A 21,952-nucleotide genomic window follows, 5' to 3' on the forward strand; every position below is an offset into this window, starting at 1 on the left:
TCAGCCCCGCAGCGCGAGACCGATCGTCAGGGAGATGACGGCCAGCAGCGGCAGCACGCCCTGCGTCAGCGCGGCGCGGCGCTTGTCACTGCTGGAGGCGAAGAGCACCGTCGCGGCGGCGGCCATCGAGCCGGCACCGGCGTAGACGAGCGCGGCTCCCGCGTCTGCGGCTCCGCTGACGATGAGCGCGATGCCGATCGCGGTGATCAGGGCGAGGAACAGGTTGTAGAACCCCTGGTTGTACGCCATCTCCTTCGTCGCCTGCGCCTCCTCAGGCGAGGTGCCGAAGGTTGAGCGCACCCGTGGACTGGTCCACGCGATCGACTCCATGTAGAAGATGTAGACGTGCAGCAGCGCCGCCAGAGCGGCGAGGATGAGCGCGGCGATGATCATGATCATGCCTCTCAGCGGGTCAGAGCCTTGACCGCCGCGCCGTGCTCGCTGCGGCGTTCGGCGATGTGGTCGGCGTACTCCGGATGCTTGGGAAGCCACGCCACGACATAGGGGCAGACCGGGACGATGCGCTTGCCGGCGGCCACCACGTCGTCGACGGCAGCGCGCACCAGCTTCGACGCCAGGCCCTGCCCGCTGTACTCGTCGGAGACGCCGGTGTGGAACAGCACCCGCTCGTCGCCCACGTCGACGTACGACACCTCGCCGATCTCATCCGACAGCATGCCGTTCGGCCCGCGGTCGATCAGCACGTAGCGCGACTGGTCGGGCAGCTCGCGAACCTCGAAGCGCTCGACGGTCATGACAGCACCTTTCCGTTGTCGTTGCGTGGGCGCACCGGATGCTCGCTGAGGATCGAGATCCTGTTGAACATGTTGATGGTCAGCGCAACCCATTCCGCGGCGGCGAACGCCTCGTCGCCGAGAACGGCATGAGCACCTGACAGATCGGCCTTCGACTCCTCCGTGAGCGGCAGACGGGTCGCAGCCTCCGCGATCGCCAGCACTGCGGTCTCCCGCTCGGAGAAGAGGCTCGTTTCACGCCATGCCGGCAGAAGATCGATCTTCTGCTGCGGGATTCCGGCGCCTCGGGCCTCGCGCGTGTGCAGATCGAGGCAGAACGCGCAGGCGTTCAGCTGAGAGGTACGGATCTTGATGAACTCGCTCTCCTGCAGCGTCAGGCCGCGGCGCTCGGCTTCGCCCGCCACAGCGCGAGAGTAGTCGCCCGCGGCCTTCCAGACCTCGGGAGCGGACTTGTCGAGATAGGGGCGCATTTCTCTCCTCGGATGCAGGGACCGGCCGCCGTGCGGCTCTCAGCACCAACCTAGACGCCGAGCCCTGCATTCCCGGGAAGCCGGTGCCGAGACCGGCCCTTCGCAGGCCCGACGGATGCAGAATGGAAGACCGGGCATCCGGATTCGAGTCAAGAGGAGACGAGCATGACCAGCGGAACCAGCGACACCGGAGAGATCACCCGCCGCGACGGCGCTGAGACGGCGGTGCTGGCGGGCGGCTGCTTCTGGGGCATGGAGGACCTGGTGCGTCGTCAGCCGGGCGTCCTGGCCACGAGAGTCGGCTACACCGGCGGCGAGAACGATCACGCCACCTATCGCAACCACCCCGGTCACGCAGAGGCGCTCGAGATCGTCTACGACCCGTCGCAGACCACGTATCGCGACATCCTGGCCTTCTTCTTCCAGATCCACGACCCGTCGACGCTCAACCGTCAGGGCAACGACATCGGCACCAGCTATCGCTCGGCGATCTTCCCCCTCGACGGCGAGCAGGAGCGGATCGCGCGCGAGACCATCGCCGACGTCGACGCCTCGGGACTGTGGCCGGCCCCGGCCGTCACGACGATCGAGGCCGCCGGGCCGTTCTGGGAGGCGGAGCCCGAGCACCAGGACTATCTCGTGCGCTACCCGAACGGCTACACCTGCCACTTCCCGCGCGCCGGCTGGGTGCTGCCTCGGCGCGAGGCCGACGCGACGGCCTGAGCCCCGGCCGCCCGTGCGGCTATCGGTGCGGCCGAGCAGGTGTCAAGGGGGTGCGCCGGCGGCGCACCCTCCGTAGCGTCGGGGGATGGACACCACCGAGAACACTCCGCGCCTGCGCCGAGCGATCAGCGGCCCCATGCTCTTCGCGTTCATCCTCGGAGACGTGCTCGGCGCGGGGATCTACGCGCTGATGGGCGTGCTGTCCGAGAGCGCAGGGGGCATGCTATGGGCGCCTCTCGTGGTCGCCCTCCTGCTTGCTCTGCTGACGGCCGGCTCCTATGCGGAGCTGGTGACGAAGTATCCGCGAGCCGGGGGAGCGGCGGTGTTCGCCGAACGCGCGTTCCGCAGTCCGCTGCTGTCGTTCCTCGTCGGCTTCAGCATGCTCGCCGCCGGCGTCGTGAGCGCCGCGGGGCTGGCGATCGCGTTCTCCGGCGACTACCTTGCGACGTTCATCGATGTGCCGGTGATCCCCGCTGCGATGGTGTTCCTCGTGCTGATCGGACTGCTGAACGCCCGCGGCATCCGCGAGTCGATGGGCACGAATCTCGTCATGACGGCGATCGAGCTCACCGGACTGGTGATCGTCATCGTCGTGGTGGCCATGTTCGTGGGTGGGGGCGGGGGAGACCTCGGCCGCGCGACCGAGCTGCCCGAGGGCGTCGGTGCCGCGGGTGCGGTGCTGGGCGGTGCGATCGTCGCCTATTACTCGTTCGTGGGTTTCGAGACCTCGGCGAACGTGATCGAGGAGGTCAGGCAGCCGAGCCGTGTGTACCCGCGTGCTCTGTTCGGCGCGCTGGTGACAGCGGGCATCGTGTACGTGCTCGTCGGGATCGCCAGCGCAGCCGCCCTGCCGAGCTCCGACCTGCAGGAGTCGACCGGTCCGCTGCTCGCCGTCGTCGAGGCCACCGGGGTGAGCGTGCCGTCGTGGCTGTTCAGCCTCATCGCCCTGATCGCGGTGGCCAACGGCGCCCTGCTCACCATGATCATGGCGAGTCGTCTCGCCTTCGGCATGGCGGAGCAGGGCCTGCTGCCCGCACCGCTGGGTCGGGTGCTGCCTCGCCGCCGCACGCCGTGGGTGGCGATCGCCTCGACGACGGTGGTCGCGATGCTGCTGACCCTCATCGGCGACCTGGCGACCCTGGCCGAGACCGTGGTGCTCCTGCTGCTGCTGGTCTTCATCAGCGCGAACGTCTCGGTGCTGGTGCTGCGGCGTCAGCGGGTCGAGCACGAGCACTTCCGGGTCTGGACGTTCGTGCCCGTGCTCGGCGTCATCTCGTGCGTGGTTCTGCTCACCCAGCAGCGCCCGATCGTGTGGCTGTTCGCGGCGATCCTGCTGGCTGTAGGCGTAATCCTGTGGCTCACGACCCGCCGCTTCGCCGGGCAGCCGGTCGACGACCGCGTGGTCGACGAGTCCGCACAGGTGTGAGCCTCAGCGCCGGGGCAGGACGCCGGCGCCTTCGCGAAGCTCGAAGACCAGCTGGGTCTCGGTGGCGCGCACGATCTCGTGCACGGTGATGCGCTCGAGCACGATGTCGCGCAGAGCGGCCGCATCGGCGACCGCCACATGCACGAGGAAGTCGTCGGCGCCGGCGATGTGGAACACCTGCAGCACGCCCGATGTGGCCGCGAGTGCATCGAACAGCGCCTCGACGCCGTCTCGGCTGTGATTCCCGAGGCGCACGCGGATCATCGCCTGCACGGGCGCACCCACGGCGGCCGGATCGATCTCGAGACGTGGGCCGGTGATCACGCCGCGGCTGCGCAGGGTGCGAAGCCGGAAGGCGCATGTCGACGCCGGGATGCCCAGCCCGAGAGCCACGTCCTTGATGGGCGCCTGCGGGTCGTCGATCAGCGCTCCGAGGATGCGCAGGTCGAGTTCGTCGACGACGCCCTGCTGTGCTGCTGCCAACTTCCGCTCCTGGGATCGATGCTGATTTGCTCAGGCAACAACTTACGCGCCGCCTGCGGCCTCGCGCGACAACACGACTGGACTGCGATGAGCCGGGGGAGCAGGATCGAAGCATGTCCGACATGCCGTTGCACCCCGACACCGTAGCCGTCCACGCCGGGCGCGCCGACTTCGGCGCCCTGGGCGTGCATGCCGCTCCCATCGACCTGTCATCGACCAACCCGCTGCCCGACATCCTGCACGGCGGAGACTCGTACGAGTCGATGGCCACCGGCGGGCATCCGCTGCCGGACGGCGGCAACGTGTACGCCCGGCTCTGGAACCCCACCGTCGCCCGCTTCGAGGAGGCCCTCTCCGAGCTCGAGCATTCCGAGGCGTCGGTCGCCTTCGGCTCGGGGATGGCGGCCATGACGGCCGCGTTCCTCGCCCACACCACCGCGGTCGGCAAGCGGCACGTCATCGCGGTGCGCCCGCTCTACGGCGGCACGGACCACCTGCTCGACTCGGGCCTGCTCGGCGTCGAGGTCACCTTCTGCCACGAGCGCGAGGTGGCCGGGAGCATCCGTCCCGACACCGGCATGATCGTGCTCGAGACACCGGCCAACCCCACGCTCGACCTGGTCGACATCGCCGCCGTCGTGGCGCAGTCCGACGGCATCGCGGTCCTCGTCGACAACACCTTCGCCACGCCGCTGCTGCAGAACCCGCTGGATCTCGGGGCGGCGATGTCGCTGCACAGCGCGACGAAGTACATCGGCGGGCACGGGGATGTGATCGCCGGCGTGATCTCGTGCAGCGAGCAGACCGCCGAGGCGCTGCGGCGCGTGCGCGCCATCACCGGCGCCCTGCTGCATCCGCTCGGTGCGTACCTGCTGCACCGCGGCCTGGCCACCCTACCCATGCGCATCCGCGCCCAGCAGGCGTCCGCTCGCACGCTCGCGCACGCCCTGCAGCAGAATCCCGCTGTCACCGAGGTGCTGTATCCCGAGTTCGGCGACGAGCGCGGACTGATCGGGCGGCAGATGCGCGGCGGAGGAGCGATGATCGCGATCCGTCTGGCGGGCGGGTACTCCGCCGCAGAGGCCCTCACGGGTGCGGTGCGGCTGTTCACCCATGCCGTCTCGCTCGGCGGCGTCGACTCGCTCATCCAGCATCCGGCTGCGCTGACCCATCGTCCGGTCGCGCCGGAGGCTCGTCCCGGAGCCGACATCGTCCGGCTGTCCGTCGGACTCGAGAACGTCGAGGACCTGCTGGCGGATCTCGAGCAGGCGCTCGTCGACGTACCGGTGCACGCCCACGCGTGAGCCGCGCGGGCGTGCCGGTGCCGCCATCAGGGCGTGGGGCTGCCGCCGTTGACGTTCAGCGTCTCTCCCAGCACGTAACTGGATTCCGGTGAGGTGAGGAACACGTACGCCGGAGCGAGCTCGGTGGGCTGACCTGCGCGGCCCAGCGGCGTGCTCTTGCCGAACTCCGGCAGAGCGTCCTTCGGCTGACCGTCCGAGACCTGCAGGGGAGTCCAGATCGGGCCGGGCGCCACCGCGTTGACGCGGATGCCCTTGCCGGCGACCTGCTGCGCGAGGCCCTTCGTGAAGTTGTTGATCGCGGCCTTGGTCGAGGCGTAGTCCAGCAGGTGCGGAGACGGCTCGTACGCCTGGATGGACGTGGTGTTGACGATCGTCGACCCTGCAGGCATGTGCGGCAGAGCCGCCCGGGAGATGCGGAACATGGCGATGATGTTCGTCGTGAACGTCTCGGTCACCTGCTCGTCGTCGAGGTCGGCGATGTCCTCGACGGAGATCTGCTTGCCGGCGTTGTTCACCAGCGCGTCCAACCCACCGAGCGCCTGCACCGCCTGTTCGACGAGCTCCTCGCAGAAGCCCGCATCGGTCAGGTCGCCGGGGAAGAGGAAGGCACGGCGTCCGCAGTCCTCGATCACCGCCTTGACGTGCCTGGCGTCCTCCTCCTCTTCGGGCAGGTACGACAGGGCGACGTCGGCGCCCTCCCGGGCGAAGGCGATCGCCACCGCCGAGCCGATCCCGGAGTCCGAGCCGGTGATGAGCGCCTTGCGCCCCTCCAGCCGCCCGGTGCCGCGGTATGACCGCTCGCCGCGGTCGGCCTTCGGATCCAGCTCCGCATCGAGGCCCGGCTCGGGCTGGTGCTGCTTGGGCGGGGTGATGGAGGGGAAGCGATCCACCGGGTTCTGGAAGGTCAGCTGGTCTGTCGTGCTCGCATCTGTCATCGTCATCGCTCCTTGTCTCATTGGGGTGTCCGAGCCACCCTGCTCACCCGCGGCGCGCACGGAAAGGGGGTTGCGCGCGGGCTTGCGGGCACTGCGCGCGCCGTCGCGACATGACACGATGGTGTGATGAGCTCCGCCAACCTCTCCAAGGATGAGACCGCAAGCCGTGCCGCGTCGATCACGCTGCACGACGTGCGCGTCGAACTCGATCTCGCCGGCGCCCCCGAGCGCGCACGTACTGGATTCCCCAGCGCGACGACCCTGAGGTTCGACTCGACCGCGCCCGAGACCTGGCTGGATTTCATCGGCGAGTCCGTCGACCGGGTGACGGTCGACGGTGAGGAGCGCGACGTCCGGTGGGACGGCGCGCGCATCCTGCTCGACCGCCTCGGCGGCTCGCACGTGGTGCGGGTCGAGGGCGTGGCGGCGTACAGCCGTTCGGGGGAGGGGATGCATCGCTTCCACGATCCCGTCGACGGCGAGACCTACCTGTACACACAGTACGAGCCGGCGGACTCGCGCCGCGTCATGGCGTGCTTCGAGCAGCCCGATCTGAAGGCCGCCTACACGTTCGAGGTGACAGCACCCGCCGGCTGGCACCTGCTGTCGAACCAGTCGCCGGCCCATGTCACGCCGGGCATCGGCGTGCAGACCGTCGAGTTCGCCCCCACTCTGCCCATCTCGAGCTTCATCACCTCGGTCGCCGCCGGACCCTACGCGCGCATCGACGGGGAATGGTCGCGCGACGAGCAGCGGATCGATCTCGGTGTGCTGTGCCGCGCCTCGCTGGCCGAGCACCTCGAGGCCGATGAGATCCTCGAGGTCACCCGGCAGGGACTCGACTTCTTCACCGACGCCTTCGCATACCCGTATCCGTGGGGCAAGTACGACCAGATCTTCGTGCCCGAGTACAACCTCGGTGCGATGGAGAACCCCGGGCTGGTCACCTTCACCGAGTCGTACATCAACCGCGGTGCCGCGACCGACGCCCAGCGCGGCGGGCGGGCGAACACGATCCTGCACGAGATGGCTCACATGTGGTTCGGCGATCTCGTCACCATGCGGTGGTGGGATGATCTGTGGCTCAAGGAGTCGTTCGCCGACTACATGGGCACGCACGCCTCCGCCGCCGCCACCCGCTTCACCGACGCCTGGGCGCGCTTCGCGAACAGCCGCAAGACGTGGGCCTACCGTCAGGATCAGCTGCCGACCACGCATCCGATCGTCGCCGACATCCCCGACCTCGAGGCGGCGAAGCTGAACTTCGACGGCATCACCTACGCGAAGGGCGCCTCGGTGCTCAAGCAGCTGGTCGCGTTCGTCGGGGAGGACGCCTTCTTCGAGGGCGCCCGACGCTACTTCGCCGCCCACGCGTTCGGCAACACCACTCTCGGAGGCCTGCTCGACCAGCTCGAGGCCGCCTCCGGTCAGCCTCTGCGCGACTGGTCGCGCTCGTGGCTCGAGACGAGCGGGGTCTCGGCTCTCTGGCTCGAGACGGATGCCGAGGGCAGGCGCGTGATCGTGCAGGACAGCGGCGAGGCCGCGCCCCGCCCGCACCGGCTGCGCGTCGGGCTGTACGACCTGGTCGACGGTGCACTCGCGCTGCGCGAGCGCATCGAGCTCACCATCGAGCAGGAGCGCACCGAGGTCGAGATCCCGGATGCCGATCTCATCCTGCTCAACGACGACGACCTCACCTATGCCAAGGTGCGTCTCGACGAGCGCTCGCTCAGCACCGTCGCCACCTCGCTGTCGACGCTGACGGACGAGCTCGCCCGGGGCCTCGTCTGGTCGTCGCTGTGGAATGCGACGCGCGATGGCGAGCTCGCCGCCGTGCGCTACCTCGAGATCGTCCGCGCACACGCCCCCGCCGAGCCGAACATCGGACTGCTCAGTGCGACGCTGCTCAACGCGGCCTTCGCGATCGGCCACTACATCGACGGCGACGAGCGTGCCGAGCAGCGCCGGGCATGGGTCGACTCGACCTGGGCGGCCCTGCAGGAGGCTGACCCGGGCAGCGACGCGCAGCTCTCCTGGGCGCGTGCCTTCGCCGCAGCCTCGTCGTTCGACGACGTGCGCGCCGCCGACGTGCGCGCCATCCTCGACGGCCATGCGCCGCAGGGGCTGCCGATGGACGCAGATCTGCGCTGGCTCCTGCTGACCGCCCTGGCCGCCACCGGCCACGCAGACGCCGAGACCATCGCCGCCGAACGCGCCGCCGATGACACGGCCGCCGGTCGCACCGCCGAGATCCGCGCCCTGGCATCACGACCCGACGCGTCGACCCGCGCCGCGGCATGGGAGTCGGCGTGGAACGACCTCGAACTGAGCAACGACCACCTCGACGCGACAATCGCGGGTTTCCGTGCCGGAGACCGTCGCGACCTGATCGACGGATACGACGCGGAGTACTTCGCGCGGATCAGGGACGTGTGGGCGCAGCGCAGCATCGAACTGGCGCAGCGACTGGTGCTGGGTCTGTTCCCGGCAGCCGAGAGCACCGAGGCGGTGGATGCCTGGCTCGAGCAGAACGGCGATGCGCCCGGAGCCCTGCGCCGGCTGGTCATCGAGTCGCGCGATGATCTCGCCCGAGACCTGCGGGTGCGGGCGGCGCAGTCCGGACTCTGATCAGACGTCGAGGCTCTGAGCCGGATCCAGTTCGAAGAACGTCCCGCCGCCCTGCTCGGTGGCCCACTGCAGCCGCTGGCGATGCATGGTGAGACCGACGCCCGACAGGGTCATGTCGTGCGTGCCGAAGCAGCGGCGAGGCGCCACAGCGAGGACGAAGTCCATCGCCTCGCCGATCTTCAGCCACGGCGCGCCGATGGGAGCGGCGAGCGTGTTCACCTCGACGCCCTCCGGCACCGCATAGGAGTCGCCGGGGTAGTACAGCTCGTCGTTGACGAGAACACCGAGATTCTCGATCTGCGGCATGCTCTCGTGGATCACCGCGTGCTGACCGCCGAAGAAGCGCAGGGTGAAGCCGTCGACCGTCACCTCGTCGCCCGGCGCGACGACCGTGATCTCGTGGTCCGCTGCCGAGGCCGCCACACCCGCGGTGCTGAAGACCGGCACGCCAGGGGCCGCCCGGAGGATCCGATCGAGGTGCGAGGCGTTCCAGTGATCCGGATGCTCATGGGTGATCACGACGGCGACCACCGCGGCGAGGTCGTCGAGTGGAGTGGTGAACGAACCGGGGTCGATGATGAGGGTCCTGCCGGCCTCGTCGATTCGCAGCGCCGCGTGCTCGTACTTCGTGATTCGCATGACGGCAGTCAACTCCGAAGCCTGCTCGAGGGCAAACGATGTGACGCGACACGCCCGTGATGCCTGCCCGGGTCGCATCGATTTGGAGCGGCGGGTCGCCCCGTGACAGACTTGCACGGTTGCCAGGACGGCCCTCGGGTCGGAACGGCCCCATCGTATAGCGGCCTAGTACGCCGCCCTCTCACGGCGGTAACGCGGGTTCGAATCCCGCTGGGGTCACAGCGACCAGAAGGCCCTCCGAGAAATCGGAGGGCCTTCTGCTTCGCGTCGCCGGTTCTATTCATCGGAATGAAACCCAGACGTCCCGGGTTCTTCTCGACATGACTGACATCGAATTCGGGCTCGACACCTTCGGCGGCGTCACGACCGATGCCCACGGGGAACCCGTCCCGCATCCGCAGGTGATCCGCGACATCGTCGACGAGGCCGTGCTGGCGGACCGGGTCGGACTGGACTTTTTCGGGCTGGGTGAGCATCACCGTCCCGATTTCGCGGTCTCCAGCCCCGAGATCGTACTGTCGGCCGTCGCGGCGCGGACCGAGCGCATCCGGCTCGGGTCGGCGGTGACCGTGCTCAGCTCCGACGACCCCGTGCGCGTGTTCGAGCGCTTCTCCACGCTCGACGCGGTCTCGAACGGCCGGGCCGAGATCGTCGCGGGCCGCGGGTCGTTCATCGAGTCCTTCCCGCTGTTCGGCTTCGACCTGCGTCAGTACGAGGAGCTGTTCGAGGAGCGGCTCGACCTGCTCTCGCTGCTGCTGAAGGAGGAGCCGGTCACCTGGCACGGCGCCACGCGGCCGTCGCTCGAGAACCAGCGGGTCTTCCCCACGACGGCGAACGGTCTGCGCACCTGGGTCGGGGTCGGTGGCAGCCCTGACTCGGTCGTGCGCACCGCGCGGTACAACTTCGGCCTCTTCCTCGCCATCATCGGCGGTCCGGCAGCGCGCTTCGCGCCGTACATCGACCTGTTCGCACGGGCGCAGGACCAGTTCGGGGTGCCCCATCAGCCCGTCGCCGTGCACTCGCCAGGACTCGTCGCCGAGACCGACGAGCAGGCGCGAGCCCTCACCCACGACGGCTGGCTCGCGATGCGCACTCGACTCGGCCACGAGCGCGGCTGGCCTCCGCCCGCTGTCGGCGACTTCGAGCGGGAGATCGAGAGCGGTGCGCTGTACATCGGATCCCCGGAGACGGTGGCGCGCAAGATCGTCGGCACGCTGCGCACACTCGACGTGAGCCGCTTCGATCTGAAGTACGACCAGAGCGGCATCACGCATGCCACGATGCTGGATTCGATCGGTCTGTACGGCGAGAAGGTCGTGCCGATGGTGAAGGACATGCTCGCCTGAGCGCGTGCCGCACCGATTTGGATCGCTGCGATCGGTCATGGCATACTTGAACGGTTGCAGTGACGGCCCCATCGTATAGCGGCCTAGTACGCCGCCCTCTCACGGCGGTAACGCGGGTTCGAATCCCGCTGGGGTCACTGACATGAAGAAGGCCCTCCGGCTTCCGGAGGGCCTTCTCGCATCTGGCGCGCTTCAGCCCTTCCGCCATTCGTCGTCGGTGAGGTGCGAACCCGCCTGCGGTCCCATCTGCAGCATCCCTCCGTCGACGCTCCAGTCAGCGCCGGTGACGTAGCTCGCCTCTGCCGAGGCGAGGAAGGCGATGACAGCCGCGACCTCCTCGGCCTTCCCGGGTCGTCCCAGCGGCACGCCGGGACGGTGCGTGCGATCGGCATCCTCCGAGGTGCGTCCACTCGCGGCCGTGGCGATCTCGCCGGGCGCCACGGCGTTCGCCGTGATCCCGTGCATGCCGAGCTCCTGCGCCATCGTCTTGATCAAACCCGACAGCCCGTGCTTGGCGGCGATGTAAGGCGCAAGCCCCACGCGAGGCTGATGGGCGTGCACGCTGGTCACCGCGATGATGCGGCCTCCGGCGCCCGCCGCGACCATGAGCTTCGCCGCCGCCTGCATGCCGGCGAACGCCCCGTCGAGATTGAGCGCGACGGTGTCACGCCATTGCGCCAGTGGCACCTCGAGGAACGGTCGCGGCACGCTCGCGCCGGCGTTGTTCACGAACACGTCCACACCGCCGAGCCGGTCGGCGAGGGCGTCGATGACGTCGGCCACGTCGTCGAGCTCGGTGGCGTCGAATCGTGAGACCACCGCCTTGCGCCCGCGCTCGCGTACGCCTGCCGCAGTGCGCTCGGCGCCCTCCTCATCGCTGTGCCAGGTGATGCCGACATCCATGCCGGCGTCGGCGAGCGCCAGTGCCGTCGCTGCGCCGATGCCCGAGTCGGATGCGGTGACGATGGCATGACGCGGGGTGAAGGTCTGAGCTGTCATGCACGCACGCTACCGAACGGACTGATCGACAGCGAGGGGTTTACCCGTTGCCTCCGGATGCCCTATGCAGCCGTCACTGCGGCGTGACCGGCGAGCGCAGCGCGATGCCGCGCAGTCGTGGATCACGCAGCGGGAAGATCATCAGCAGCACGAGCGCGCCGCCGTACAGGGCGAAGGGCATCCACAGCGGCAGCACGGCGGCGAGAGCGCCGAACGCAGCCATCGCCAGAGGCATCAGGCAGTCGTCGCCGAGTCGCGTGATCGACGACATGCGGCCGAGGTAGGCCGGAGCGACCGTGGCGGCGAATGTCGCTCCGAGCAGCACCGATGCGTATCCGGCGGTGAGACCGATCAGCAGGGACGCGGCGCCGACCGTCCACGGCGATCCGATGCCGAGGAGCGCGATGCCGGCGCCCTGGATCACCAGCGCCGTGAATCCGCCCGTCGCCTCGTGCCGAGGTCGCCGGCGCACGACGAGCAGCGCTCCGATCATGGCGCCGCCGCCGACGAGCGCCTCGAACGCGCCCACGGCCGCAGCGCCCCATCCCTGTCGCGTTGCCTGCAGCGCGAGGCCGACGGCGAGAGCCGGGCCCACCGCGAGATTCAGTCCCGACAGCGCGAGCACGAGCGTTCTGGTCGCCGAATCGTCCGCGAGATGCCGGAAGCCGGATGCGACGTCGTGCCGCACGGATACGCGACCGCCCCTGCGAGGCAGCGCGAACCGCGGACGCAGCCAGATCGCGATGAACGCGATGACGACGGTGAAGGTGACCGCATCGGCGGTCGCGCTGCCCGGCATCCCGGTCCCGGCGACGAGGAAACCGCCGGTGGCCGCCCCTGCCATCGTGCCGAGACGACTCGTGGTCTGGCTCAGAGCTGAGTACGTCGGAAGGTCGGCCGGTCGCACCAGCTGCCGGGGGATCGTGCCCGCCGCCGGCTCGTAGAAGGCGTCGCAGATGCCGAAGGCGATCGTCGCGATCAGCAGCACGACGACGGTCGGCTCTGTGCTCAGTATCCACAACGCCGTGGCGGCGAGCACGATGACGCGGATGCCGTTGAACAGCAGCATCATCCGGCTCGGGTCGACGCGATCGGCGATCGCTCCGCCGATCAGCAGGATCACGGCGCGCGGGATCGTCCCGGCGGCGACGATCAGGCCGGCCGCCGCCGGTGAGGAGATCTGCACGGCCGTCCAGGCGACGGCGATGGTCCACACCGCATCGCCCGCGTCGGACAGCGCCTTGACCACCAGCCAGGCCTGCACCATGACGTCGCGCCGGAACGGCGGCGGAGTGCGCAGCAGCACCGTGCCAGCGGTCGCCACGTCACACCTCCATGGGAAAACCATGCGCGAAGAAGAAGACCGGAATCCGCTGCCGACCGTCCATGCGATCGATGCTCGCCCGCCATTCGTCGACGGCAGCAGTGATCCGGTGCTGCAGGTCCACGAGCTCCTGCGGGGTCGCCCAGGCGAGGGCATCCGTGCTGAACGCCTCGACGTCGCAGCGCTCGCTCACCCGATTCCACGCCTGCAGACGCTCGAGCTGATGGCGCAGGTTCAGACGCTGCGCCTCCCGCGCCAGGTATGCGTCGGCGGGGGAGTCGATGTAGTCCCTGCTCGACCAGCTGAGCGACCTTCTGGCGAGCCGCCACCAGCTGGTGCGTCTGTCGCCGGTGGGGTCGTCGACCTGCTCGACGACGCCTGCCCGCTGCAGCATGCGCAGATGATGGCTGATGCTGCCCACCTGGGCGTCCAGCGCGCGCGCCAGAGCGCCTACCTGCGCATTCTCGTGCAGCTGCAGATGGTCGACGATGCGCCGGCGCAGCGGGTGGTGCACGGCGGTGATGACGGAGATCTCTTCCACGCCGGCAACGCTACGGCCGGTGCGCAGAGCTCACAAGACTTCTTGTACACCCCGGGAAATCAAGGCGCCGGGCCGCTCGGCACGCGGTCGGGCTGGACTCTGGACGCACTCAGAACGCGCACGGCGACCACACCGGCGATCGCAGGAGACAGGAAGCCCGACGCCACGAGCGCCGGCCACAGGGGGACGAGGGCGGCGACGGCGACCGCCCCGGCGAGCAGCAGTCGTGGCAGGGCGGCGACTCTCGACACCACCCACACCAGGAGCCCCACTCCCGTGGCGACCGGTGCGAGCGCCGCCCAGGGCGGCTCGCCGCCCGAGGCGGCACCGCTGAGGGTGTCGACGGCGTGCATGAGGACACCCGCTGTCAGCAGCGCGATGGCGCCCCCGACGGGCACGCGATGCGCCGGGAACCGGGCGGCCAGCCGCACTCCGGCGATCCACAGCAGCGGGATGCCGGTGAGGGCGCCCGCAGCCAGCCCGAGCTGCATCGCACGGGTCGAGTCGATCGTCGGGGTGAGCGCGCTGCCTGCGACGGCGAATGCTGCGGACGCCGCACCGAGGACCGCGCATGCCAGCGCGACGAGGCCCACGCCGCGGCTGAGCGACGTGGCCATCGCCGGAGTGGGCGATGCGGCGGGCACGCGAGCGGACGCGTCGACCGCGTGAGACCGCTGCGCCCCGGTGGGCACGACGCTCATCCTGACGCAGGCGACGACGAGCGCCAGGCTCGTGAGCGCTGCGACCAACGGGACGACCGCGGTCATCCCGATCACAGGCGGGAAGACGAGCGTGGCCGCGCCGGCCGCCGCATATCCCGCCGCGCGGGGGAGCGGGTGGGTGAGCTCGAGCACGAGTGATGTGATGACCGCCCCGCCGAGAGCCCAGCCGGCGCCGAGCAGAGCAGTGAACGCGCCCGAGAACGCGGTGTCGGCGAGCCCGGCATCCGCCCGGTCGATGCCGACCGACCACGACCAGGCCGTCAGGAACGCGAGAGCCCAGGCGGCGGATGCCGTGAGCATGATCGGAACCAGTCGGCCGGGGCGCATCCGGCCCGTGCACGTCAGCAGCGCGAGCAGCGACAGGGTCTGCAGAATCCCCGACAGCGCGCCGAGCGCGAGCGGCAGCCATCCGACGCCCCACTGCGCCACGATCCCGATCGACGTGATCAGCACGACCTGTGTCGCGGACGCGCACAGCAGGGCAACGATGGCGGTGACCAGGGCGACACGCACGGTGGCGCGCTCGGCGATGCCGTGCAGCGCCATCTGCAGGATCTCCACCGCGGCGGGCCGGGTGCGGCCCTCGGCCTCTGCCGCATCGAGCGCCGTGCCGATCAGCACCTCGCCGTTCTGCTCGCGCCACGGGCGCGGGTACCACTGCAGCAGACGGCGGTACCGGGCTTCGAGGGCGCTCATGCGATGGCCCCAGACGCACGGACCGGCCGCACTCGACTCGCCAGCCGAGCCGTCGCGACACGCGCCCTGGCCTGCAGGGCCTCGGCCTCCGCGCGCAGCGCGGACGAACCCGCGTCGGTGAGGGCGTAATAGCGACGTGCCCTTCCGTCGACGACCTCTTCGCCGTCCTGCTCGATCAGCCCCGCCGCCTCCAGGCGATCCAGCGCCGCGTAGAGGGTGGGCACCTTCAGCGTCGTCCGGCCCCCGCTGAGCTCCGACACCTCCCGCATGATGCCGTAGCCGTGGCGTCGCCCGCCCGCGAGGGCGCTGAGGATCCAGAACGACGGCTCGGTGATGGCGATGCTCATGGCGCCAATATATATCGGAGGAGAGAGTATTCCTAGGTCTCGTCGGTGGACGGCCCCCGACGACCGCGACGGCGGATCAGCCAGATCACCAGCAGCACGACAGCGACGATGCCGAGCCAGGGGAGCACGAAGCCGATGACCACCACGAGTCCGTTCAGTGCGCCGATCAGGCCGTTCCATCCGGCGAGCAGACCGTCGCCGAAGCCCGCCGGGTCGGCCCCGCTCGCCGTCGTCTGCTCGGTCAGCTGGATCGTCAAAGTCGACAGCGCCACCTGCTCGTCGAGCCGCTTCAGCTGCTGCTCGTAGCTCTCGAGCAGGGCCTGACGCTCACTCAGCGCAGACTCCGCCTCGATCAGATCTCCCACCGAACCCGACTTGCCCGTGAGCTCGGTCAGACGCTGCACCGACGCGCGCGCCGCATCGATCCGGGCCCGCAGATCGACGGCCGCAGCGGTCACGTCATCGCGCGAGATCGACGAGCGCACGACCTCCGCATCGTCTCCGACCGCCGCCATCACCTCGTCGAGATCGGCGGCGGGAACTCGGATGCTGATCCACCCCGTACCCGGTTCGCGAGGCTGCTCGGGGGCGGTGTCGCCGGCATCCGGATCCAGGCCGAGCGAGGCGGACTCCACGAAGCCGCCGTGCTCCACGGCCAGCGCCGCGATGTCATCAGCCGTCTTCTCGGCATCGCGCACGCGGAGCGTCATCTCCGCCGTGACGATGATCTCGCGTGTCTCATCGAGATGGGCGAACGGCAGATCGGCGCCCTTGCTCCCGGGGTCGTCGCGAGGTGCGACGCCGCCGCCCGCGGAGTCGGTGCCGCCGTCGCCGGATCCGTCGGAGGAATCCTCGACGGCGGTCGGTGGAACCTCGCCGACGGCGCCGCCCTCCGGTGACACCGTCGACGAGTCGCCGCTCGAGGCGCTCAGTCCCGTACCGATGCCGTCGAGCAGCGGGGGCGCGATCAGAGCGCCCGCTGCGAATGCTGCGGCGACGCCGAGCGCGGTGACCCACCCGCGCCTGCGCCGATCTCGCGCGGACCGCATTCCGCCCGGTGCACGCGGTTCCTGCGCGATGCGGTCGAAGACCGCCCGTTCCATGCCGGCGATGCTCTCGTCGCTCAGCGGCGGCAGTGCGTTCGTCTCGTTCATGCGTCCCTCACTTCCTTCACTGCGTCGCGAAGCCGCGAGCGCACCCGGGAGAGACGATTTCGAACCGCCGCGTGGCTGACACCCAGCCGGGCGGCGGCGGCCTCGTAGGCGTACCCCTCCACCGCGCACAGCCGGAAGATCCTCCGATCGATGTCGTCGAGCCGATCCACCTCCGCCGCGATGCGATCCGCCAGCGCCGAGGTGATCACCTGATCCTCGACGCTCACCGTCGCGGGCAGTGACTCGTCCAGAGCATCCGCCGTGTTGGCCCGGTCGCGCCGCATCCGCCGCAGCCGGTTCGCGGCCTGCAAGCGGCAGATGGTCGCGAGCCACGGCAGCAGGGACTCGCCCAGCAGGTCGAGTCCGGGCAGCTTCCGCCAGGCGACCACGAAGGTCTCCTGCACCACGTCCTCGGCATCGGAGGGCGAGCCGAGGATGCCGTGGGCGATCCAGTACACCGGGCGCACGTACTCGCGGTAGATCGCGCGGAACGCGTCCGGGTCACCGGCCGCGGCCTTGGCGGCCCACTCGCGGTCCTGCGTGCTCGCCGGCATCCCTTCTCCGATCGTCGTGGCTTCTCAGAGTGTCTCTCATCCAAGGGTGTCGCGAAACAGTCGACCGTCTCAGGATCGGGTACGATCGATCCAGCGAGAGGGAGTATCCCGATATCGCGCGGATCGTCATCACGAGCACCATCAAAGCTGCTCCGGCCGCGCGGCGCATGACACATGCGGGGAGAGACTTTCGGTTCTCACCGCACCCTCGAAAGGCGTCAGTCCTTGATTCCCGTCTGGTTCGAAGTCACGTCCCTCATCGTGCTCACCGTGATCCTCATCGCGGACCTCCTGCTCATCCTCAAGCGGCCGCACATCCCCTCCACCAAGGAATCGGCCCTGTGGGTGGGCTTCTACGTCACGCTCGCACTGATCTTCGCAGCCACACTGGCCTTCTTCGGCGACACGCAGTCGTCGCTCGACTTCCTCACCGGATGGGCGATGGAGTACAGCCTCTCCATCGACAATCTCTTCGTGTTCGTGCTGATCATGACGCAGTTCTCCGTGCCGCGTCGTTACCAGCAGGAGGCGCTGATGGTCGGCATCATCATCGCTCTCGTGCTGCGCGCGATCTTCATCCTCATCGTCGGTGCGGCGGTCGAGCACCTCAGCCCGATCTTCTACATCTTCGGCGCCTTCCTCGTCTTCACCGCCATCCGTCAGGCGATGCCCGACAAGGAGGAGGATGACGTGAAGACCGAGAACTTCATCGTCCGCCAGATCCGCCGGGTCATCCCGATCAGCGACGAGTACGACGGGCCGAAGGTGCGCACCGTCGTCAACGGCAAGAAGATCTGGACTCCGATGCTCATCGTGTTCGTGTCGCTCGGCGTGACCGACCTGATGTTCGCCGTCGACTCGATCCCCGCGATCTTCGGCGTGACCACCAACCCGTTCATCGTGTTCACCGCCAACCTGTTCGCCCTCATGGGACTTCGCCAGCTCTACTTCCTGCTCGGCGACTTGCTCGACCGGCTGCGATACCTGCACTACGGCGTCGCGTTCATCCTCGGCTTCATCGGGGTGAAGCTGATCCTGCACGCGATGCACGAGAACGAGCTGGCGTTCATCAACGGCGGGCAGCCGATCGAGTGGGCGCCGGACATCAACAACTGGGTGTCGCTCGGCGTCATCTTCGCCTCGATGGCCGTCGCCACGATCGCCAGCCTGGTCGCCTCGCGTCGGGAGAAGCGGGCCGTCGTCGAGCGCTGAGCCGATTTCGCAGTGTGAAACACAGCGCGGAACCACCCGTCGTCGCCATGTAAACTGACCGGCATGCGGCGGGTGGTTCTTCTTCTTAGCAGCCGCGACGGGACCTCGATCTAAGGCCTTCCTCGTCGCGGAGTCCATCATGGGCCGACTCCTCGAGCCATCTAAGGAACACACCGCATGACCAGCAGCACCGCGCCGCGCACTCTGGCCGAGAAGGTCTGGGACGACCATCTCGTCGTCAAGGGCGAGAACGGCGAGCCCGACCTCATCTACATCGACCTGCACCTCGTGCATGAGGTCACTAGCCCCCAGGCGTTCGACGGTCTGCGCGCCGAAGGGCGTCCGCTGCGGCGGCTCGACCTCACGATCGCGACCGAGGACCACAACACGCCCACGCTGGCGATCGACAAGCCGATCGCCGATCTGACCAGCCGCACGCAGATCGAGACCCTGCGTCGCAACGCCGCCGAGTTCGGTGTGCGGCTGCACTCGCTGGGGGACGCCGAGCAGGGCATCGTGCACGTGGTCGGCCCGCAGCTCGGCCTCACGATGCCCGGCATCACGGTGGTGTGCGGCGACTCGCACACCTCGACGCACGGCGCCTTCGGCGCGATGGCGTTCGGTATCGGCACCAGCGAGGTCGAGCACGTCATGGCGACCCAGACGCTCCCGCTGAAGCCCTTCAAGACCATGGCCATCAACGTCGAGGGCACCCTGCGTCCCGGTGTCACGGCGAAGGACATCATCCTCGCGGTCATCGCGAAGATCGGCACCGGCGGGGGACAGGGCTACGTGCTCGAGTACCGCGGCAGCGCCATCCGCGCCCTCTCGATGGAGGGCCGCATGACCATCTGCAACATGTCGATCGAGGCCGGCGCTCGCGCCGGCATGGTCGCCCCCGACGAGACGACCTTCGCGTACGTCAAGGACAAGCCGCACGCCCCGCAGGGCAAGGACTGGGACGATGCGGTCGCGTACTGGCGCACGCTTCCCACCGACGAGGGTGCGGTCTTCGACGCCGAGGTGTTCATCGACGCCGACGAGCTCGAGCCGTTCGTCACGTGGGGCACGAACCCCGGTCAGGGCAGCTCGCTGTCGGCTGCCGTGCCCGACCCCGCCGCCTTCGCGGACCCGAACGAGCGCGCAGCCGCCGAGCGGGCGCTCGAGTACATGGATCTCGCGCCCGGAACCCCGCTGAAGGACGTGCGCGTCGACGCCGTCTTCATGGGATCCTGCACGAACAGCCGCATCGAGGACCTGCGCGCCTTCGCGTCGATCATCGACGGCAAGAAGAAGGCGGACGGCGTGCGCGTCATGGTCGTCCCCGGATCCGCGCGGGTGCGGCTCGAGGCCGAGGCTGAGGGCATCGACAAGATCGTCGAGGCGTTCGGAGCGGAGTGGCGCTTCGCCGGATGCTCGATGTGCCTCGGCATGAACCCCGACCAGCTCGCTCCGGGCGAGCGGTGCGCCTCGACGTCCAACCGCAACTTCGAGGGCCGTCAGGGCAAGGGCGGTCGCACGCACCTCGTCTCGCCGCTGGTCGCCGCGGCGACCGCCATCCGCGGCACCCTGTCCAGCCCCGCAGACCTGGAGGCGAGCAACTGATGGAGAAGTTCACCACCCACACCGGCATCGCGGCACCGCTGAAGCGCTCGAACGTCGACACCGATCAGATCATCCCCGCTGTCTTCCTCAAGCGCGTCACCAAGACCGGCTTCGAGGACGCCCTGTTCCACGGCTGGCGTCAGGACCCGGATTTCGTGCTCAACCAGCCGGAGTTCCAGGGGGCGTCGGTGCTCGTCGCGGGCCCCGACTTCGGCACCGGATCCAGTCGCGAGCACGCTGTCTGGGCGCTGCGCGACTTCGGCTTCAAGGTCGTGCTCTCATCGCGTTTCGCCGACATCTTCCGCGGCAACTCGGGCAAGCAGGGCCTGCTCGCAGCGACCGTCGACGACGCCGACATCGAGCGCATCTGGCAGCTGATCGACGAACGGCCGGGGCGTGAGATCGTCGTCGATCTCGAGGCTCGCACCGTGACCGTGCCCGGCGACGGCGGCGACGCCGAACCCGCCTTCCAGGCCCCCATCGGGATCGACGATTACACTAGATGGCGGCTCCTCGAAGGGCTCGACGACATCGGGCTCACTCTGCGCAACGAAGAGAAGATCGCGCAGTTCGAGGCCCGTCGCGAATCGTGGCGGCCACGCACCCTCCCCATCCGATAGGACGGGATACCGTGGGCCGGGGGCCACAAGCCCTGCGGCACCAGCCGTGAGAGACACAGAGATCGCGGCGAACGCCGCGATGTCCCGAAGAAGATGAGGCCCGAATGACGACATCGCCGCGAGTTGCTGTAGACGACCGGCTTCCGGCTCCCGCCGGATCCGTCCTCGCGATCCGCGGCGGCAGGCCGCTGCGCGGGCGCGTCGACGTGAAGGGTGCCAAGAACCTCGCCACCAAGGCGATGGTCGCCACCCTCCTCGGCGAGACGGCGAGCACGCTGCGGGATGTGCCCGACCTCAGCGACGTCGCCGTCGTGCGGTCCCTGCTCGAGGTGCACGGCGTCACGGTCACCGAGGGCGATGAGCCCGGTTCGCTCGTGCTCGACCCGAGCCTGGTCGAGTCGGCGCACTACGAGGAGATCGACGCGCATGCCGGTGCATCGCGCATCCCGATCCTGTTCTGCGGGCCGCTGCTGCATCGTCTCGGCCAGGCGTTCATCCCCGACCTCGGCGGATGCCGGATCGGCGACCGTCCCATCGACTTCCACCTCGACGCGCTGCGCAAGTTCGGCGCGGTGGTCGAGAAGCAGCCCAGCGGCATCCGCCTCTCCGCGCCCACCGGGCTCAAGGGCGCGAAGATCCACCTGCCCTACCCGAGCGTCGGAGCCACCGAGCAGGTGCTGCTGACCGCCGTGCGCGCCGCAGGGGTCACCGAGCTTCGCAACGCGGCCATCGAACCCGAGATCATGGACCTCATCGCGGTTCTGCAGAAGATGGGCGCGATCATCTCGTACGAGCCCAACCGGGTGATCCTCATCGAGGGCGTCGACGAGCTGCGCGGCTACGACCATCGCGCCATCTTCGACCGCAACGAAGCCGCGTCGTGGGCGTGCGCTGCGCTGGCCACCGACGGCGAGATCTTCGTCGGCGGTGCGAAGCAGCAGGAGATGCTCACCTTCCTCAACGTGTTCCGCAAGGCCGGCGGCTGGTTCGATGTGCAGGAGGACGGCATCCTCTTCCGCCGTGCCGGCGCGCTCAAGCCCGTCGTGGTCGAGACCGACGTGCACCCCGGATTCATGACCGACTGGCAGCAGCCCCTCATCGTGGCGCTGACGCAGGCGAGCGGCCGCTCCGTCGTGCACGAGACCGTCTACGAGAACCGCTTCGGCTTCACCCAGGCGCTGGTGAAGATGGGCGCCGACATCGAGGTGCACCCGCACGGGCTGCAGCACGGTCCGCGCCGCGTGCCGCGTCGTGAGCTCGAGCAGGCGGCCGTCATCACGGGACCCACTCCGCTGCACGCGGCCGACATCGTCGTGCCCGACCTGCGCGGCGGCTACAGCCACGTGATCGCGGCGCTGACCGCCGAGGGCGAGTCGCAGGTGTCGGGTGTCGACATCCTCAGCCGCGGCTACGAGAAGTTCCTCGACAAGCTCCGCGCGCTGGGCGCGGACTTCGACGTCGTCCGGTGA

General features: G+C 69.2%; 22 protein-coding genes and 2 tRNA genes. 11 read left to right on the top strand and 13 right to left on the bottom strand.

Translation table 11 applies throughout. From position 1 onward, the window contains the following. The 3 genes from V2S04_RS09730 to V2S04_RS09740 are packed head-to-tail and all read right to left on the bottom strand — an operon-like array spanning position 1 to position 1,225. Positions 1-393 (bottom strand): DUF1304 domain-containing protein, encoded by a 393-nt coding sequence (locus V2S04_RS09730; RefSeq protein ID WP_413638317.1) that lies wholly within the window; start codon positions 391-393, stop codon positions 1-3. Positions 394-404: 11 nt separating this feature from the next. Then, positions 405-755: a GNAT family N-acetyltransferase gene (locus tag V2S04_RS09735; protein WP_413638318.1), complete on the bottom strand. Its 351-nt coding sequence runs from the start codon at positions 753-755 to the stop codon at positions 405-407. Continuing rightward, positions 752-1,225 carry a carboxymuconolactone decarboxylase family protein gene (locus tag V2S04_RS09740; protein ID WP_413638319.1) on the bottom strand — a complete coding sequence of 158 codons (474 nt, stop codon included), beginning with the start codon at positions 1,223-1,225 and terminating at the stop codon, positions 752-754. Before V2S04_RS09740 ends, V2S04_RS09735 begins: the two co-directional genes overlap by 4 nt. 165 nt (positions 1,226-1,390) lie before the next feature. Between V2S04_RS09740 and msrA the strand changes: the two genes are divergently transcribed. Both msrA and V2S04_RS09750 read left to right on the top strand, forming a co-directional pair. After that, positions 1,391-1,948: a peptide-methionine (S)-S-oxide reductase MsrA gene (gene msrA / locus V2S04_RS09745; RefSeq protein WP_413638320.1), complete on the top strand. Its 558-nt coding sequence runs from the start codon at positions 1,391-1,393 to the stop codon at positions 1,946-1,948. 85 nt (positions 1,949-2,033) lie between these two features. Continuing rightward, a complete protein-coding gene (locus tag V2S04_RS09750) occupies positions 2,034-3,374 on the top strand; it encodes an APC family permease (protein WP_413638321.1) in 1,341 nt (446 codons plus the stop codon). Between the two features lie 3 nt (positions 3,375-3,377). Here V2S04_RS09750 and V2S04_RS09755 read toward each other — a convergent pair whose 3' ends face one another. Beyond that, on the bottom strand, positions 3,378-3,857 hold the full coding sequence (locus V2S04_RS09755; protein WP_413638322.1) for an Lrp/AsnC family transcriptional regulator: 480 nt from the start codon (positions 3,855-3,857) through the stop codon (positions 3,378-3,380). Between the two features lie 113 nt (positions 3,858-3,970). On the opposite strand from V2S04_RS09755, the gene V2S04_RS09760 reads away from it, so the two are divergent. Further along, entirely contained in the window at positions 3,971-5,161 is a 1,191-nt protein-coding gene (locus V2S04_RS09760) for a trans-sulfuration enzyme family protein (RefSeq protein WP_413638323.1), read from the top strand. 26 nt (positions 5,162-5,187) lie between these two features. Here V2S04_RS09760 and V2S04_RS09765 read toward each other — a convergent pair whose 3' ends face one another. After that, positions 5,188-6,096 (bottom strand): SDR family oxidoreductase, encoded by a 909-nt coding sequence (locus V2S04_RS09765; protein WP_340086817.1) that lies wholly within the window; start codon positions 6,094-6,096, stop codon positions 5,188-5,190. Between the two features lie 126 nt (positions 6,097-6,222). On the opposite strand from V2S04_RS09765, the gene pepN reads away from it, so the two are divergent. Beyond that, entirely contained in the window at positions 6,223-8,724 is a 2,502-nt protein-coding gene (gene pepN, locus V2S04_RS09770; RefSeq protein ID WP_413638324.1) for an aminopeptidase N, read from the top strand. Here pepN and V2S04_RS09775 read toward each other — a convergent pair whose 3' ends face one another. After that, the gene (locus tag V2S04_RS09775; RefSeq protein ID WP_413638325.1) at positions 8,725-9,363 is read right to left on the bottom strand and encodes an MBL fold metallo-hydrolase; all 639 of its coding nucleotides are present in this window, start codon (positions 9,361-9,363) and stop codon (positions 8,725-8,727) included. 146 nt (positions 9,364-9,509) lie between these two features. On the opposite strand from V2S04_RS09775, the gene V2S04_RS09780 reads away from it, so the two are divergent. The 3 genes from V2S04_RS09780 (at position 9,510) to V2S04_RS09790 (ending at position 10,846) form a co-directional block, all read left to right on the top strand. Further along, a tRNA-Glu gene (locus tag V2S04_RS09780) sits at positions 9,510-9,582 on the top strand. A 101-nt stretch (positions 9,583-9,683) separates the two neighbouring features. Beyond that, positions 9,684-10,709, top strand: coding sequence for an Atu2307/SP_0267 family LLM class monooxygenase (locus V2S04_RS09785; RefSeq protein ID WP_413638326.1), 1,026 nt, complete (start codon positions 9,684-9,686; stop codon positions 10,707-10,709). Between the two features lie 64 nt (positions 10,710-10,773). Continuing rightward, positions 10,774-10,846 (top strand) — tRNA-Glu (locus V2S04_RS09790). Positions 10,847-10,901: 55 nt separating this feature from the next. On the opposite strand, the gene V2S04_RS09795 is transcribed toward V2S04_RS09790, so the two are convergent. From V2S04_RS09795 to V2S04_RS09825, 7 genes are all read right to left on the bottom strand, one after another. Beyond that, positions 10,902-11,708: an SDR family oxidoreductase gene (locus V2S04_RS09795; protein ID WP_413638327.1), complete on the bottom strand. Its 807-nt coding sequence runs from the start codon at positions 11,706-11,708 to the stop codon at positions 10,902-10,904. Between the two features lie 73 nt (positions 11,709-11,781). After that, positions 11,782-13,032: an MFS transporter gene (locus V2S04_RS09800; RefSeq protein ID WP_413638328.1), complete on the bottom strand. Its 1,251-nt coding sequence runs from the start codon at positions 13,030-13,032 to the stop codon at positions 11,782-11,784. A 1-nt stretch (position 13,033) separates the two neighbouring features. Continuing rightward, complete coding sequence (locus tag V2S04_RS09805) at positions 13,034-13,573, bottom strand: ArsR/SmtB family transcription factor (protein WP_413638329.1); 540 nt, start codon at positions 13,571-13,573, stop codon at positions 13,034-13,036. 59 nt (positions 13,574-13,632) lie between these two features. Beyond that, a complete protein-coding gene (locus V2S04_RS09810) occupies positions 13,633-14,991 on the bottom strand; it encodes a hypothetical protein (RefSeq protein ID WP_413638330.1) in 1,359 nt (452 codons plus the stop codon). Further along, a complete protein-coding gene (locus tag V2S04_RS09815; protein WP_413638331.1) occupies positions 14,988-15,338 on the bottom strand; it encodes a PadR family transcriptional regulator in 351 nt (116 codons plus the stop codon). Before V2S04_RS09815 ends, V2S04_RS09810 begins: the two co-directional genes overlap by 4 nt. A 32-nt stretch (positions 15,339-15,370) precedes the next feature. Next, positions 15,371-16,492, bottom strand: coding sequence for a DUF4349 domain-containing protein (locus V2S04_RS09820; RefSeq protein WP_413638332.1), 1,122 nt, complete (start codon positions 16,490-16,492; stop codon positions 15,371-15,373). Next, on the bottom strand, positions 16,489-17,046 hold the full coding sequence (locus V2S04_RS09825; protein ID WP_413638333.1) for an RNA polymerase sigma factor: 558 nt from the start codon (positions 17,044-17,046) through the stop codon (positions 16,489-16,491). The genes V2S04_RS09820 and V2S04_RS09825 overlap by 4 nt, the downstream gene beginning before the upstream one ends. 174 nt (positions 17,047-17,220) lie before the next feature. Here V2S04_RS09825 and V2S04_RS09830 point away from each other — a divergent pair, with 174 nt between their 5' ends. The 4 genes from V2S04_RS09830 (at position 17,221) to murA (ending at position 21,952) form a co-directional block, all read left to right on the top strand. Next, a complete protein-coding gene (locus V2S04_RS09830; RefSeq protein WP_413638334.1) occupies positions 17,221-18,258 on the top strand; it encodes a TerC/Alx family metal homeostasis membrane protein in 1,038 nt (345 codons plus the stop codon). Positions 18,259-18,435: 177 nt separating this feature from the next. Next, positions 18,436-19,863 (top strand): 3-isopropylmalate dehydratase large subunit, encoded by a 1,428-nt coding sequence (gene leuC / locus V2S04_RS09835; RefSeq protein WP_099196213.1) that lies wholly within the window; start codon positions 18,436-18,438, stop codon positions 19,861-19,863. After that, positions 19,863-20,483 (top strand): 3-isopropylmalate dehydratase small subunit, encoded by a 621-nt coding sequence (gene leuD / locus V2S04_RS09840; protein ID WP_413638335.1) that lies wholly within the window; start codon positions 19,863-19,865, stop codon positions 20,481-20,483. The genes leuC and leuD overlap by 1 nt, the downstream gene beginning before the upstream one ends. Positions 20,484-20,587: 104 nt before the next feature. Continuing rightward, positions 20,588-21,952, top strand: a complete 1,365-nt coding sequence (gene murA / locus V2S04_RS09845; RefSeq protein WP_099196211.1) for a UDP-N-acetylglucosamine 1-carboxyvinyltransferase — start codon at positions 20,588-20,590, stop codon at positions 21,950-21,952.

The sequence above is a fragment of the Microbacterium sp. OR21 genome, assembly GCF_047306785.1.
Taxonomy (GTDB): Bacteria; Actinomycetota; Actinomycetes; order Actinomycetales; family Microbacteriaceae; genus Microbacterium; species Microbacterium esteraromaticum_E.